The organism is Pseudescherichia sp. L3, assembly GCF_024656065.1.
In the GTDB taxonomy this organism is placed as follows: Bacteria; Pseudomonadota; Gammaproteobacteria; order Enterobacterales; family Enterobacteriaceae; genus Pseudescherichia.
Genome location: NZ_JANKYC010000001.1, coordinates 1,366,636 through 1,381,531 on the forward strand (window position 1 = coordinate 1,366,636; position 14,896 = coordinate 1,381,531).

At 55.7% G+C, this 14,896-nt stretch carries 12 protein-coding genes; 6 read left to right on the forward strand and 6 right to left on the reverse strand.

From position 1 onward, the window contains the following. Positions 1-63 precede the first annotated feature (63 nt). Both NR795_RS06630 and NR795_RS06635 read left to right on the forward strand, forming a co-directional pair. Positions 64-2,355: an FdhF/YdeP family oxidoreductase gene (locus NR795_RS06630; RefSeq protein WP_257757643.1), complete on the forward strand. Its 2,292-nt coding sequence runs from the start codon at positions 64-66 to the stop codon at positions 2,353-2,355. Positions 2,356-2,602: 247 nt separating this feature from the next. Further along, complete coding sequence (locus NR795_RS06635) at positions 2,603-4,966, forward strand: glucose/quinate/shikimate family membrane-bound PQQ-dependent dehydrogenase (protein ID WP_257757644.1); 2,364 nt, start codon at positions 2,603-2,605, stop codon at positions 4,964-4,966. A gap of 44 nt (positions 4,967-5,010) precedes the next feature. Here the strand turns inward: NR795_RS06635 and NR795_RS06640 are convergent, their stop codons facing one another. The 5 genes from NR795_RS06640 to NR795_RS06660 form a co-directional block, all read right to left on the reverse strand. Then, positions 5,011-6,699 (reverse strand): methyl-accepting chemotaxis protein, encoded by a 1,689-nt coding sequence (locus tag NR795_RS06640; RefSeq protein WP_144815502.1) that lies wholly within the window; start codon positions 6,697-6,699, stop codon positions 5,011-5,013. Between the two features lie 153 nt (positions 6,700-6,852). Then, entirely contained in the window at positions 6,853-7,971 is a 1,119-nt protein-coding gene (locus tag NR795_RS06645) for an S-(hydroxymethyl)glutathione dehydrogenase/class III alcohol dehydrogenase (RefSeq protein WP_257757645.1), read from the reverse strand. 31 nt (positions 7,972-8,002) lie between these two features. Further along, on the reverse strand, positions 8,003-8,278 hold the full coding sequence (locus NR795_RS06650) for a metal/formaldehyde-sensitive transcriptional repressor (RefSeq protein ID WP_072015216.1): 276 nt from the start codon (positions 8,276-8,278) through the stop codon (positions 8,003-8,005). Between the two features lie 271 nt (positions 8,279-8,549). Then, a complete protein-coding gene (locus NR795_RS06655) occupies positions 8,550-9,299 on the reverse strand; it encodes a carboxymuconolactone decarboxylase family protein (protein ID WP_374543912.1) in 750 nt (249 codons plus the stop codon). Between the two features lie 10 nt (positions 9,300-9,309). Continuing rightward, positions 9,310-9,795 (reverse strand): cupin domain-containing protein, encoded by a 486-nt coding sequence (locus tag NR795_RS06660; protein ID WP_257758275.1) that lies wholly within the window; start codon positions 9,793-9,795, stop codon positions 9,310-9,312. Positions 9,796-9,926: 131 nt separating this feature from the next. On the opposite strand from NR795_RS06660, the gene NR795_RS06665 reads away from it, so the two are divergent. Then, on the forward strand, positions 9,927-10,823 hold the full coding sequence (locus tag NR795_RS06665; protein ID WP_257757647.1) for a LysR family transcriptional regulator: 897 nt from the start codon (positions 9,927-9,929) through the stop codon (positions 10,821-10,823). Between the two features lie 46 nt (positions 10,824-10,869). On the opposite strand, the gene NR795_RS06670 is transcribed toward NR795_RS06665, so the two are convergent. Then, the gene (locus NR795_RS06670; RefSeq protein WP_144815487.1) at positions 10,870-11,754 is read right to left on the reverse strand and encodes a LysR family transcriptional regulator; all 885 of its coding nucleotides are present in this window, start codon (positions 11,752-11,754) and stop codon (positions 10,870-10,872) included. 171 nt (positions 11,755-11,925) lie between these two features. On the opposite strand from NR795_RS06670, the gene NR795_RS06675 reads away from it, so the two are divergent. The 3 genes from NR795_RS06675 to NR795_RS06685 all read left to right on the forward strand — a co-directional run bounded on the left by NR795_RS06675 (position 11,926) and on the right by NR795_RS06685 (position 14,860). After that, the gene (locus tag NR795_RS06675) at positions 11,926-13,062 is read left to right on the forward strand and encodes an alpha/beta hydrolase (RefSeq protein WP_257757648.1); all 1,137 of its coding nucleotides are present in this window, start codon (positions 11,926-11,928) and stop codon (positions 13,060-13,062) included. Between the two features lie 132 nt (positions 13,063-13,194). Further along, complete coding sequence (locus tag NR795_RS06680) at positions 13,195-14,388, forward strand: MFS transporter (protein ID WP_257757649.1); 1,194 nt, start codon at positions 13,195-13,197, stop codon at positions 14,386-14,388. Positions 14,389-14,635: 247 nt separating this feature from the next. Next, positions 14,636-14,860 carry a hypothetical protein gene (locus tag NR795_RS06685; protein WP_144815477.1) on the forward strand — a complete coding sequence of 75 codons (225 nt, stop codon included), beginning with the start codon at positions 14,636-14,638 and terminating at the stop codon, positions 14,858-14,860. Positions 14,861-14,896 lie beyond the last annotated feature (36 nt).

The following is a 14,896-nucleotide window of genomic DNA, read 5'->3' on the forward strand; positions in this document are numbered from 1 at the left end:
TAATTGTGTGATAAAACCGCGTTATTGATTATGGGCCCAGCAACCCGCCGTCTGGAAGTATTCATGAAATTCAAATCTGCTATTAAGCCATACCACGCCGCTGCCGGCGGGCTTGGCTCTCTGGAAGCAACGACCCGCTTCGTCATCGACAGCAAAAACGCCCTCAAGAATATGCGCAATCTGTTGCGCATGAACAAGGCTCGCGGCTTTGACTGCCCCGGCTGCGCCTGGGGCGACGACAATAAAAGCACCTTCAGCTTCTGTGAAAACGGCGCTAAGGCCGTGACCTGGGAGGCCACCCGTCGCCAGGTTGACGCCGACTTCTTCGCCCGCCACACCGTGAGCGCACTTAACCAGCAGTCTGACTACTTTCTTGAGTATCAGGGACGTCTCACCGAGCCGCTGAGCTATAACCCTACCACCGACCGCTATGAGCCTATTAGCTGGGACGCCGTCTGGGCGCTGATTGCGCAACATATCCAGGCGATGGATCACCCGGATCAGATGGAGCTGTACACCTCCGGGCGCGCCAGCAACGAAGCGGCCTATATTTATCAGCTGTTTGGTCGCATGGTCGGGACCAATAATTTCCCCGACTGCTCCAACATGTGTCATGAGGCGAGCGGTGCCGGGCTGAAGCGCAGCATCGGCGTCGGGAAAGGCACGGTACACCTGAAGGATTTTGACCAGGCCGACGCGATCTTTGTCTTTGGCCAGAACCCGGGCACCAACCATCCGCGTATGCTGCACAGCCTGCGCCACGCCGCCGATCGCGGAGCCAGCATCGTCACCTTTAATACCCTGCGCGAGCGCGGGCTGGAGCGATTCGCCGATCCGCAGAAGCCGCTGGAGGTGATCACCCCGAAGGCAGGCACCATCAGCTCCTCCTATTATCAGCCTAACCTTGGCGGCGATATGGCGGCGGTGCGCGGCATGGCCAAGGCGCTGCTGGAGACCCAACGCCAGCGGCAGGCCGACGGCCAGCCCGGCATCTTTGATGAGACATTTATCACCCGTTACACCCAGGGCATCGAGGCATGGTTTGCGCAAATTGATGCCACCTCCTGGGCAACGCTGGTGGAGCAGTCCGGCCTGACGGAGCAGCAGCTTCGCGAGGCGGCAGGCATCTGGCAGCGCGCCGAACGGGTGATCTGTACCTGGGCGATGGGCATTACCCAGCACAAACACTCTCTCGACACCGTAAGGGAGATCACCAACCTGCAGCTGCTCGGCGGCCATCTCGGTAAACCCGGCGCGGGCCTTTGCCCGGTTCGCGGCCACAGTAACGTGCAGGGCAACCGCACGGTGGGCATTGATGAGAAGCCCCCTGCCGTGCTGCTGGACAGCCTCGCCCGTCACTTTAACTTTGAACCACCGCGCAGGCCTGGGCACCACACCGTGGATGCAATCAACGCCATGCTGCGGGATGAGGTTAAGGTGCTGATCGCCCTCGGGGGCAACCTCGCCGCCGCCGCGCCGGATACGCCGCGCACCTGCGACGCCCTGCGCCGCTGCGGGCTGACGGTCTATATCAGCACCAAGCTCAACCGCAGCCACCTGATGCCCGGTAAGGCCTCGCTGATCCTGCCGACGTTGGGCCGCACGGAGGAAGATATCCAGGCCAGCGGCCGACAGTTCATCACTGTGGAGGACTCCTTCAGCATGGTTCACGCTTCTGAAGGGATCGGCAAACCGCTGGCGACAACCCAGCGTTCAGAGACGGCGATTATCGCCAATATCGCCCACGCCACGCTTGGCGATGCCGCCGTGAACTGGCTGGCGCTGGCGGATGATTACAGTCTGATCCGCGACCATATTGCCGCCACCCTCCCCGGCTTCGCCGACTTCAACGCCCGCTGCGATCTACCGGGCGGCTTCTGGCTGGGCAACGCCGCCGCCGGGCTGACATTTAACACGCCGTCGGGCAAGGCCGAATTCAGCGCCGCGCCGCTGCCGGTCTCCGTGCGCGAGGATGCGCCGTTTATTCTGCAAACCCTGCGCTCCCACGATCAGTACAACACCACCATCTACGGGCTGGACGACCGCTACCGTGGCGTTTACGGCCAGCGCGAGGTGCTGTTTATGCATGCGGATGATATCGCAGCGCTGGACTTACAGGATGGCGATCGGGTGGATATCACTACCGAGACGGATGACGGCATTGTGCGCCAGGTGCAGGATTTCAAACTGGTAGCCTACGCCATCCCGCGTGGTAACCTGGCGGCCTACTACCCTGAGACGAACCCGCTGGTTCCTCTCTCCCGCATTGGAGACGGTACCGGCACCCCGACGTCAAAATCGATTCCGGTGCGCGTGACCAAAGCTCAGGCCCAGTCCACCTTGCGTATCGCTTAATCCTTAATATCCCTCTCCTTACGCCCGTCTTTGTGACGGGCGTTTTGTTTGCCGCTCACAAAATGTGCCAAATTATTTTTTAACAATTGCGTAAAACAATTTAACAGATCTATCATGTCGCGGAATTCACCATATGGTTCGTAAAATTACGGCATGGTGGATTTAAAACCCTATTTTACACGGTAAGACCTTTTTAAATTACCTTTTTGGTTCGCTCGCGTAATCAAAAAGGTTTTAGGAGAGTGACATGGCAACTGGCAGCACGCCGCACGGGATCGGCCGGATCCTGAAGTGGCTTCTGGCCGGGCTTCTGATAATTATCGGCCTGGCTATTGGTATTCCCGGTATCAAACTCGTCTCGTTGGGAGGTAGCGCCTACTTCCTGATCATGGGCGTCGCGATGCTGATCTCTGCACTATTGATCGTTAAAAACCGCACCAGCGGCATCGTACTCTATGCCCTGGCGTTTATCGCCTCGGCGATCTGGGCCGTCAGCGACGCGGGCTGGGAGTTCTGGCCGCTGTTCTCACGGCTCTTTACCTTTGGCGTGCTGGCCTTCCTCGCCGCCCTGCTCTGGCCTTTCCTGACCGCCTCCGCCAACAAAAAACCGGCCTTTGGCCTTGCGGGCGTGATTGCCCTGGTGCTGCTGGTTAGCGCGGGTTGGATGTTCAAACCGCAGACGCTGGTCGCGGCCAATGAAGCCGTGCCGGTGAAGCCAGTGGCAGAAGGTAGTCAGCAGACGGACTGGAAGCACTGGGGGAATACCACCCACGGCGACCGCTTTGCCGCGCTGGATCAGATCAACAAGCAGAACGTGAACCAACTGAAAGTGGCGTGGATAGCCCACACCGGCGATATCCCGCAGAGCAACGGCTCCGGCGCGGAAGATCAGAACACGCCTTTGCAAATTGGTGACACGCTGTTCGTCTGTACGCCGTACAGCAAGGTGCTGGCGCTGGACGTCGACTCCGGGAAAGAGAAGTGGCGCTATGACAGCAAAGCTACCGCGCCAAACTGGCAGCGCTGCCGTGGCCTCGGCTATTACGAAGATGCACAGGCTGCAACCGTTCCCGCGGCACAGCCCGCAGCCTGTGCCCGTCGTCTGTTCCTGCCGACCACCGATGCCCGCCTGATTGCGATCAACGCCGATAACGGCCAGCCGTGCGCGGACTTTGGCAGCAACGGCACGGTCGATCTCAGCGTCGGTATGGGTGACGTGAAGCCAGGCTACTATCAGCAGACCTCCACCCCGCTGGTGGCGGGTAACGTGGTGGTAGTTGGCGGACGCGTAGCCGATAACTACTCCACGGGCGAACCGCCAGGCGTGGTACGTGCTTATGACGTGCACACTGGCAAGCTGGCGTGGGCGTGGGATCCGGGTAACCCGGCAATCACCGGCCTGCCGCCGGAAGGTCAGACCTACACTCGCGGGACACCTAACGTCTGGTCGGCAATGTCCTACGATGCCAAACTGAACCTGGTCTACCTGCCGACCGGCAACGCCACCCCAGACTTCTTCGCCGGGGAGCGTACCGCGCTGGATGACAAGTACAGTTCATCCATTGTCGCCGTTGACGCCACCACCGGTCAGGTGCGCTGGCACTACCAGACCACTCATCACGATCTGTGGGACTTTGACCTGCCTGCACAGCCGCTGCTCTACGATCTGCCTGACGGCAAAGGCGGCACGACGCCGGTGCTGGTGCAGACCAGCAAGCAGGGCATGATCTTCATGCTCAACCGCGAAACCGGCGAGCCGGTGGCGAAGGTGGAAGAGCGCCCGGTTCCAGCTGGCAACGTCGAGGGCGAGCGTTACTCTCCGACCCAGCCTTACTCCGTTGGGATGCCGATGATTGGCAACCAGACGCTGACTGAATCGGATATGTGGGGTGCCACCCCTATCGATCTGCTGATCTGCCGTATCGAATTTAAAGCGATGCGTCATGAAGGCGTCTTCACCCCGCCGGGCCTCGACCGCTCCCTGCAGTTCCCGGGTTCGCTTGGCGGCATGAACTGGGGCAGTGTTTCTGTCGATCCTAATAACGGCCTGATGTTTGTTAACGACATGCGTCTGGGACTGGCAAACTACATGGTGCCGCGTGCCAACGTAGCGAAAAACGCCAGCGGCATTGAGATGGGGATTGTGCCAATGGAGGGGACGCCGTACGGTGCAATGCGCGAACGCTTCCTCTCTCCGCTGGGCATTCCGTGCCAGAAACCACCGTTTGGCACTATGTCCGCTGTCGATCTGAAGTCTGGCAAGCTAGTGTGGCAGGTTCCGGTTGGTACGGTGCAGGATACCGGCCCGCTGGGGATCCGCATGCATATGCCAATCCCGATCGGTATGCCGACCCTGGGCGCATCCCTCTCTACCCAGTCCGGCCTGCTCTTCTTTGCCGGTACGCAGGATTTCTATCTGCGCGCGTTTGATACCGCGACGGGGAGCGAGATCTGGAAGGCGCGTCTGCCGGTTGGCAGCCAGTCCGGCCCGATGACCTACGTGTCACCGAAAACCGGCAAGCAGTACATTGTGATTAACGCGGGGGGCGCACGTCAGTCTCCGGATCGCGGGGATTACATCATTGCCTACGCGCTGCCTGACAGTAAATAAGCGATAAAAAAAGGGGGCCTCGTGGCCCCCAAAGGTTGGTGAAATCAGAATGTTTCCCAGTTATCGCCGCTGGCCAGCGCCGGACGCGATGGCGTAAAGGGTTTTGTCGCTGCGGGTTTCTCTTCCCGCGCCTGGCTGCCCTGCTGGAGCCGGAAGGTGCCTACCGCCTCGGTCAGGCGTGCCGCCTGCTCTTCCAGCGACGCCGCTGCGGCTGATGCTTCCTCTACCAGCGAGGCGTTCTGCTGGGTAACGTTGTCCATCTCGGTGATAGCCTGGCTAACCTGTTCAATGCCGCGACTCTGCTCGTCGGACGCGGCGGCAATTTCCTGCATGATATCGGTAACGCGTTTTACCGCCGCAACGATATCACCCATCGTATCTCCTGCGGCAACCACCTCACCGGAACCACGCTCAATCAGAGTCACCGACTCGCTGATCAGTCCCTCAATCTCTTTTGCCGCCTGGGCGCTGCGGCTAGCCAGGGTACGCACTTCGCTGGCTACTACTGCAAAGCCTCGGCCCTGCTCGCCCGCGCGCGCCGCTTCTACCGCCGCGTTCAGCGCCAGAATATTGGTCTGGAAAGCGATGCTGTTGATGACGGCGGTAATTTCCGAGATCTTCTTCGAGCTGGCAGAGATGTTGCCCATGGTCTGCACAACGCCGGAGACAATCTGCCCGCCTTTGGTGGCCTTACCGGACGCGTCCCCGGCCAGCTTGCTGGCGTGGTGGGCGTTATCGGCGTTCTGCTTCACGGTGGCGGTCAGCTGCTCCATGCTGGCCGCGGTCTCTTCGATAGCCGCCGCCTGCTGTTCAGTACGCGATGAGAGATCGGTATTGCCCGCCGAGATTTCGCTGGTACCGCGATAGATCTCTTCTGCCCCCTGGCGCACCGTGCCCACGGTTTTCACCAGCGAGCGCTGCATTTTTTGCAGGTCGCGGCTCAGGATACCAATTTCACTGCGTCCCGTAGCCTCCTCGGCATGGGTCAGATCGCCGGAGGCAATCAGCTCGATGCGATGTGCCGCACGCTGGAGAGGATTGATCACGATGCGGCGCAGAACCACGAAGGTAATCAACGTCAGCAGCAGCGCCAGCACAAATGCGCCAGCCATAAACATCAGGCCAAGCTGCGCACGCTCATGCGCCAGCTCGCTGAGCTTGTTCGCCCGCTCGGTGCGGATCTGAATCGCTTTCAGCAGCACCTCGTTATAGGCCGTATCCAGCCCACGCGCCTGCTCGTTTTCATGATTGATGATCGCCTCGAACATGCCGTTTTTAGCGTATTTCAGCATCGGCTGTAGCCCGGCGATATAGGCATCGAACCGCGCCTTGAGATCGCCATCCAGCGCCTCATCGGCTGGCGTTTTCACGCCGCGGTTCATGTAGGCATTGAAGCCCTCCTGCGACTGGCCAATACGCTTCTCTGCCTCAGCAATGTTGAGTTTCATATCATCCATCTCCGCGATGCGGCTGGCCGCCCCGGCATGGATCATGTTGATACGCGCAGTACGCAGGTGGTTAGAGCTATTCGACAGCCCCATACGGATCTGAATTTCGGCGGTGACATCCTGCTGGTCGCTATCGGCCTGCATCAGGAAGTAGCCTGCCAGCCCTGAACTCAGGGCGAAAAGCAGAAGAATACCGCCGAGGATGGCGGAGAAAAGGGGTACTAAGCGGATATGATGTAAAAAGCCAACTGTCTGCGGTTTGTGCATCGCTGCTGTTTTATCCATGGCTATCGACTCTCTTATTGTTAGATGCGTAATTACACGCCTGTAAGATAGTCATCGGCAGCCATAAGATTTATCTTATGTCTAAAAGCGCCAACTCGGTCACAGATTCGCACATTAAAGAAGCTGCCAGCGGCTAAACCGCTGGCAGTGGGATCAGTTATCGCCGAAATGGATAACGGTACGGATAGATTTACCTTCGTGCATCAGGTCAAAGGCTTCGTTGATCTGATCCAGCGGCAGACGGTGGGTAATGAACGGGTCGAGGTCGATTTTGCCAACCATCGCATCTTCAACCATGCCAGGCAGCTGGGTACGGCCCTTCACGCCGCCGAAGGCGGAGCCGCGCCAGACGCGCCCGGTAACCAGCTGGAACGGACGGGTACGGATCTCCTGGCCTGCGCCAGCAACGCCGATGATTACGCTCTCGCCCCAGCCCTTGTGGCAGCACTCCAGCGCCGCACGCATGACGTTAACGTTGCCGATACACTCGAAGCTGAACTCCACGCCGCCGTCGGTCAGCTCAACGATGACGTCCTGAACCGGCTTATCGTAGTCGTTGGGGTTGATAAAGTCGGTTGCGCCCATCTCGCCTGCCAGCTTGAACTTCTCTGGGTTGGTATCGACGGCAATGATGCGGCCCGCTTTCGCCTGCACTGCACCCTGGATCACCGCCAGACCGATGCCGCCGAGGCCGAAGACCGCCACGTTATCGCCCTCTTTTACCTTCGCCGTGTTGTGCACCGCGCCGATACCGGTTGTGACGCCGCAGCCCAGCAGACACACTTTATTCAGCGGGGCCTGTGGGTTGACCTTCGCCAGCGAGATCTCCGCGCAAACGGTGTATTCGCTAAAGGTGCTGGTGCCCATGTAGTGATAGATCGGCTCACCGTTGTAGGAGAAACGGGTGGTGCCGTCCGGCATCAGGCCTTTGCCCTGGGTAGCACGTACGGCCTGGCAGAGGTTGGTCTTGCCAGATTTACAGAACTTACACTCGCCGCACTCGGCGGTATAGAGAGGAATAACGTGGTCGCCGGGCTGCAGGCTGGTCACGCCCTCGCCCACTTCCACCACCACGCCGCCGCCTTCATGGCCGAGCACCGCCGGGAAGACACCTTCCGGATCGTCCCCGGAGAGGGTGAACGCATCGGTGTGGCAGACGCCAGTGTGGGTGATCTTGACCAGCACCTCACCTTTTTTCGGTGGTGCTACGTCGATTTCAACAATTTTCAGTGGTTGACCTGGCCCAAAGGCAACAGCCGCACGTGATTTCATAGACTCTCTTCCCTTATGTGAACAGTAGTAATTATTTTAGATAAGAGCGCAGAAGATGGCCGACTTCTGCCATTCTTACCGCGCGCTGGTCAGGCGTCGTCTCGCCGCTGACCAGTTCATCTTTGAGGTGAATTTCGACCATCTCGCCCATCAAGCCGTTAGCAGCCCCGCGCACGGCGGCGATCTGTTGTAATATTGCGATGCAGGGTTCGCCCGACTCCAGCGCCCGCTCAAGGGCGTCGACCTGGCCACGAATGCGGCGAACACGGGTAAGGATGCGCTTTTTATCTTCGGGTGAGTGTGGCATACGCCCTCCTATACTGTAGGGGGGTATAGTAGCAGGATCTCTATCTTGCTGTAAAATTTATTAAGCAATGATAATCAGTGAGTTATGAAATAGCGCTTAAAAACACATGGAGACATATACAGCTTTTTTGACAAACCATATATGTCCCCACTATGTCGCCAAAATTTGAGGTCGCCAAAATTTGAGGTCGCCAAAATTTCAGCTAATGAGCCCGAACGGTCGGCAGAACTGACCTATATCCGCAGCACAAAGTCCGGAACAAACCAGCTTGTTATTCGGCACCGACAGAATCAAGTGCGCTCCGCAGCCGGTTGGCGATAATGTTCTCCCCTTTCTCCTCAAATACAGGTATGAGCTCAGCGAGCTGAAGCGGCGTTAATCCCACATTCATGCTCATGCTCAGATGCGCTTTCAACTGCGGCTCTACGCCAGTCATAGCGGCCAGTGCACCTACCGTAGCCAGCTCGCGGCTTTTCCAGTCAAGGTTATCCCGGCTGAAAATATCGCCAAACAGGTGCGTCTTCAGATACTCATCAGCAGCCGGCGCAAACCTAAACAGGGGACCTTCTACGGGCTTTCCAGCGAGCGCGGTCTGATTCTGCGTTCCGGCTGCCAGCATCTCATCAGGATTAGGCAGTGGGCCAGGCAGCTGACCCTGGGCATCCTGAATGCCCTGCGCTTTGCGCGCATCGATAACCTTCATCAGCTCACCCAGTGCGTTCAGGCTGCGGGGAAAACCGGCATAGGCATAAAGCTGAACCAGAATCTCACGGCAGTCGCTCACTGTCAGGCCGGCATCCAGCCCCTGCTGTAAGGCGCTGTTCAGCCCGGGCAAATTGCCCGTTGCAGCATAGGCCGCGATAACGGCCATATATTTTTGCTGCGCGGTAAGGGGATGTTCCTGCTTTGTGAGCATTGTTTCACTCCTTTTCGATGAGAGGGACAGGGCTTCTCCGGCGGAGCTGAAGGGGGAAGCCAGTGCCGCACACAGTAAGAGTGCGCTATTTATGTCTCGTTTCATGACGCTATCCTCATGACTTGTTAGCCGAGGCATACTGCTCGTCGGTTACCTGCTCCATCCAGTCAACAACCTTACCGTCCTGAGCCTCGGCAATAGCGATATGCGACATGGCGGATTCAGGGGCGGCACCGTGCCAGTGCTTGACGCCGGCAGGTATCCACACTACATCGCCAGGCCGAATTTCACGCACCGGGCCTTCCCATTCCTGTACCAGACCCAAGCCGGCGGTCACGATCAGCGTCTGCCCGAGCGGATGGGTATGCCAGGCGGTGCGGGCAGAGGGTTCAAACGTCACGGTAGCGCCACCTACGCGTGCAGGCTCTGTGCCCTGGAAAGGCGAATCGATGCGGACCGTTCCAGTAAAATAATCTGACGGGCCCTTCGCCGAGGGTGTAGTTCCACTTTGCATAACGGTAATCATAGGTGAGTTCTCCTTAGAGTAAGCAGTTGAAACTAATAGCGTCAGGGACACAGCAATAATGGCAAGTATCTTCATATCTGCTCCGCTTATCATTTCAGGGTGCGCCGGGCGCCGATTTCGGCGACCGGAACAGTATCAGTGTAAGCCGGGCACGATTAGTTGATAAGATAGGCAAATATGAACGGGTATGTGCACAGGATGCAACAATGACATCTGAAAATTTGAATGACCTTCGTGCTTTCACGATCGTGGCACGAGAAAAAAACTTTACACGGGCAGCGGCTCAGCTTGCTATGTCACGTTCCGGGCTGAGTCATGCTATTACAGCGCTGGAAGCGCGGTTGGGCGTCAGGCTGTTGACACGCACAACACGCAGCGTTGCGCTCACAGAAGCCGGGATGCGCCTGTACAGTACTCTGCAGCCCATGCTGAATACACTTGATAGCGAGCTGGCTTCTCTGCGAGCCCTGAGCGAGAAGCCAGCAGGCACTGTACGCATTACCGCCCACGATCACGCCATTGAATCCGTACTCTGGCCCCGGCTTCAGGCTTTACTGAAACAATATCCCGACATACTGATTGAACTAAGCGTTGACTATGCGCTTACCGATATCGTTGCGCAGCAGTTTGATGCTGGCGTCCGGGTTGGTAGCATCGTTGATAAAGACATGATAGCCGTGAGAATCAGCCCTGACTTTCATATGGCTGTGGTGTGTTCACCGGAATATTTGAAAGGAAAAAGCAAGCCCATAACACCTGCAGATTTGACAACACATCAGTGCATAAACCTGCGGCTTCCGACGCGCGGGGGGCTTTACGCCTGGGAGTTTGAACATCAAGGGAAAACGTTATCGGTGCGTGTACAAGGACAAACTGTTTTTAATAATACTTATCTTATGTTACATGCCGCGCTGGACGGACTGGGATTTGCTTACATTCCGCTGGAGCTGGCGCAACCGTATATTACTGCGGGAAAGCTAGTCCCGGCACTAGAACAGTGGTGGCCGCGTTTTCCGGGATATCATCTTTATTATGCCAGCCGGCGTCAGTTAGCGCCGGCGCTTGCTGAAGTTATCGCCGCGCTACGTTACCGTGAAAGTTAATAAAACTGCGATATATATGTTTAAGTGGTCAATATCATCCTTACTCTTACATTCTCAATGTATCAATAACTGCCCGCAGAGCGGGTGACACATTGCGATGCGGATAATAAAGAAAGGAACCTTCCAGACGCTGGCTGTAACGCTGCAGAACCCTAATAAGCTTCCCTCGTTCTAACTCATCGGAAACCAACTCTTCCGGGACATAAGCCAACCCCAGCCCCAGACTGGCGGCTTTGGCTTCCATATAGCTGTCAGAAAAAACCCACTGTCCCTGCGGGCGATGGGTTATTTTTTCACCATCCTGATGGAGTTCCCATGCGTAGAGGCTGCCATCGCCAAACTGATAAGCGATGCAGGGATGAACCGCTAAATCGGCGGGGACTTGCGGAAAGCCATAGCGACGAAAGTGTTCTGGCGTACCGACAACGGCCATCTCCATGTCGGGCGAAATGCGAACAGCAATCATGCCACTGCCAACTTCCAGCCCCAGACGTACACCAGCATCGAATCTCTCGGCAATAATATCGACAAACCGGCTTTCGCTGATGAGTTCCAGTCTGATATCGGGGTAGTGTTGCTTGAACACCGCAAGCTTCGGCATGAGAACTTTATCAATAGCGTGCTGACTGGCATTAATGCGTACCGTACCGGATGGGGTTTGGCGATAATGAGCCAGCGTGGCGAGTCCCATATCTAACGCATCGAATCCTGACTCAACGCTCGCATAGAGCTGCTCGCCGGCATGAGTGAGCGATAATCTGCGCGTGGTGCGTACCAGAAGTTGAACACCCAGTCTTTCTTCCAGTTCGCGTACAGAACGGCTGATTCCTGATTGTGCCAGGCCGAGGCGTTGCGCCGCGGCGGTAAAACTCCCCTCCCGCACAACCAGCATGAAAAGGTAGAGATCGTTATAGTTTTCTCGTTTTGCCATCTTCCCGGCCTAATGACTGCATCGCTATTTAGAACAATATGATATCAATCTTAGTATTTTTTAGCCTCTAATCAGCACTCCTGCTGCTAACTATAATGTGCGCATACCAATGAAGCACAGCAGCGTTGTCCGCATGAAACCTGTATCTATAACGTTTTCAGGAGGATTTTGATGACTGTTTTCACCAAAAAACTGACAGCCGCGATACCCGTCATGCTGCTATGCGCATCATTAAGTGGAGTCACAACGATGAGTTATGCTGATACAACCAATCCGAACGCACCCGTTTCGCTGGTCAAAACATGGGATAAAACTTTTGCTGAAAGTACGAAAGTTGATCATCGAAAAGTGACCTTTAAGAACCGTTACGGGATCACCTTAGTCGGGGATCTCTACATTCCGAAGGATCGCGGCGAGCGCAAGTTGGCGGCCATTGCCATAAGCGGCCCTTTCGGTGCGGTCAAAGAACAATCCAGCGGCCTCTATTCGCAAACGCTAGCTGAAAAAGGGTTTATTACCCTGGCGTTCGACCCTTCATACACGGGTGAAAGTGGCGGCTACCCACGTAATGTCGCTTCTCCGGATATCAACACCGAGGATTTCAGCGCGGCGATTGATTTCTTAGGACTGCAAAAAGAGGTTGATCGGAACCGTATCGGGGTGCTCGGTATCTGCGGCTGGGGCGGCATGGCTTTAAACGATGCCGCAATGGATACCCGCATTAAAGCGGTGGCGACCAGCGTTATGTATGACATGAGTCGGGCTATGGGTCATGGCGTAGGCGATGGCAAAGATCGCTACACTACTGCCGATCGTCGTACCGTGTTGCAGTATCTGAACGCGCAACGCTGGAAGGATGCTGAAAACGGCACGTTCGCACCAGGTGGGCATGATATTTATGTGGATGAGAAGGGAAAAGCCACCATTTCCGAGCGTATTCTGCCGGAAACGTTACCTGCCAATCCGAACCCGGTTTTAAAAGAGTTCTTTGATTATTACCGTATGCCACGTGGTTTCCATGCGCGTTCGGTCAATTCAACCGGCGCATGGAATGCGACAATGCCCTTGTCGTTTATGAATATGCCGCTGCTGAGCTATGCAAATGAAGTCACTATCCCTACGCTTATTGTGACCGGCGAAAAAGCCCATTCACGTTATTTTGCTGAAGACGCCTTTAAAGCGATCGGCAGCAAAGAGAAAGAGTTAGTGATTATCCCGGGGGCAAACCATGTGGACCTGTACGACAACGTTGCTGGTAAGATTCCGTTCGCTAAATTTGAACAGTTTTTCAAGACCAACTTAAAATAGCCTCTGAATAAGAGATAATGATCAGGCCACCTGCAATACACGGGTGGCTTGAACCTGCCTGATGTAATGCTGAATATCCCCTACCCCGACTGCACCTGAATTCGGTCGGATCGATATTAAGAGATGCTGATAATGTCCACGGTAAGTCCTAACCCATCAAACATAAAAACACGCGCACACTGGGATGGCGTATTAGCTATGACACTCTGCGTGTTTGTGCTGATCGCTTCTGAGTTTATGCCAGTCAGCCTGCTTACGCCAATTGCCCACGATTTGCATGTCACAGAGGGACTCGCAGGACAGGGAATAGCCATCTCTGGCGCCCTGGCGGTCCTGGCCAGCCTGACTATCTCCTACATTGCCAGGGATCTGAATCGTAAATTTCTTCTGCTGGGACTGACGGTTTTGATGGCGATATCGGGAACAATTATCGCGCTGGCGCACAGCTATCCGGTTTATATGCTAGGGAGGGCTTTGATTGGTATTGTCATCGGTGGATTCTGGTCAATGTCGGCTGCAACTGCCATTCGGCTGGTTCCGCAGCACCAGGTTCCCCGCGCACTGGCGATTTTTAACGGCGGAAATGCGCTGGCTACCGTTGTGGCGGCGCCGCTTGGTAGCTACCTTGGGGCGACCGTCGGTTGGCGGGGAGCCTTTTTCTGTCTCGTACCGCTCGCGATAGTCGCGTTCATCTGGCAATGCGTCAGCCTGCCTTCGATGGAAAGCGATAAACAACGAAAGCCACACAGGTCTGTGCTTCGCCTGTTAAGAGGCTCCCTAGTACCAACGGGGCTGCTGGCCTGCGGACTCTTTTTTATGGGACAGTTTGCCTTATTTACCTACGTACGGCCGTTTCTGGAGACCGTGACCCGGGTTAGTGCTTCTGGCCTGTCCTTGATTTTGCTGGCTACAGGCGTGGCAGGTTTTGTCGGCACAATAATCGTTTCGACATTACTGAACTCAAGGCTTTATCAGACTTTGATCATGATACCGCTGCTTATGGCAGTGATTGCCGGTACGTTACTTCTGACCGGACACAACATATGGGCGGTCACCGTTTTGCTAAGCCTGTGGGGAATGCTTGCGACGGCTGCGCCAACGGGATGGTGGACATGGATAGCGCGGACGCTGCCCGAAAATGCAGAGACAGGTGGTGGCCTCATGGTTGCTGTCATCCAGCTTTCGATTGCGCTAGGTTCAACAACAGGCGGTCTGGTATTCGACAGTCTGGGATGGCGAAGTGCTTTTGGCTTAAGTGGTTTATTACTTTTTGGGGCGGTAGCGATGACGTTTCGCGCATCTCGCCAAAATAGCACTGCAAGCTAGCGCAATTCATCACTTTCACGCTTGCTCTGCCATGGCAGAAAACCGGAAGTACCCTTTTCGCTCATAGCTGCCGTTTAGATAATGCGTATAGCCAACTGTGTGATCAGCAGTTCAACCTGCATTGGACAGAATCACCTCAATGCCCAGCATGAACGAAAATCGACTTTAACCCTACATTTAGTAGTGGTTATTTAAAAGTTTTTTATCTATTCTGCCTTCATTAGCGAGTAGACCGGAGGCACGCTTTGTGGATAATCCCATACTTCAGAAAGTCATCATTATCTTTTTGCTCGTCCTGTGGGTAATAAGTGAATTCAGGACAAAGAAAAAAAAACGTTTAGATCCCGCCATTGAAGAAGCTGATGCCAGAGAACGTCATGAATGGCGCTATCTCAGACGTGGGTTCCGGGTAATACAAGTGCTAGTGACAGGGTATATCTTTATCCAGCTGATTCAGATTTTATTGAGATAGGTGCCCTGGAGATATCAGCGTTAATTGACGTCTAAC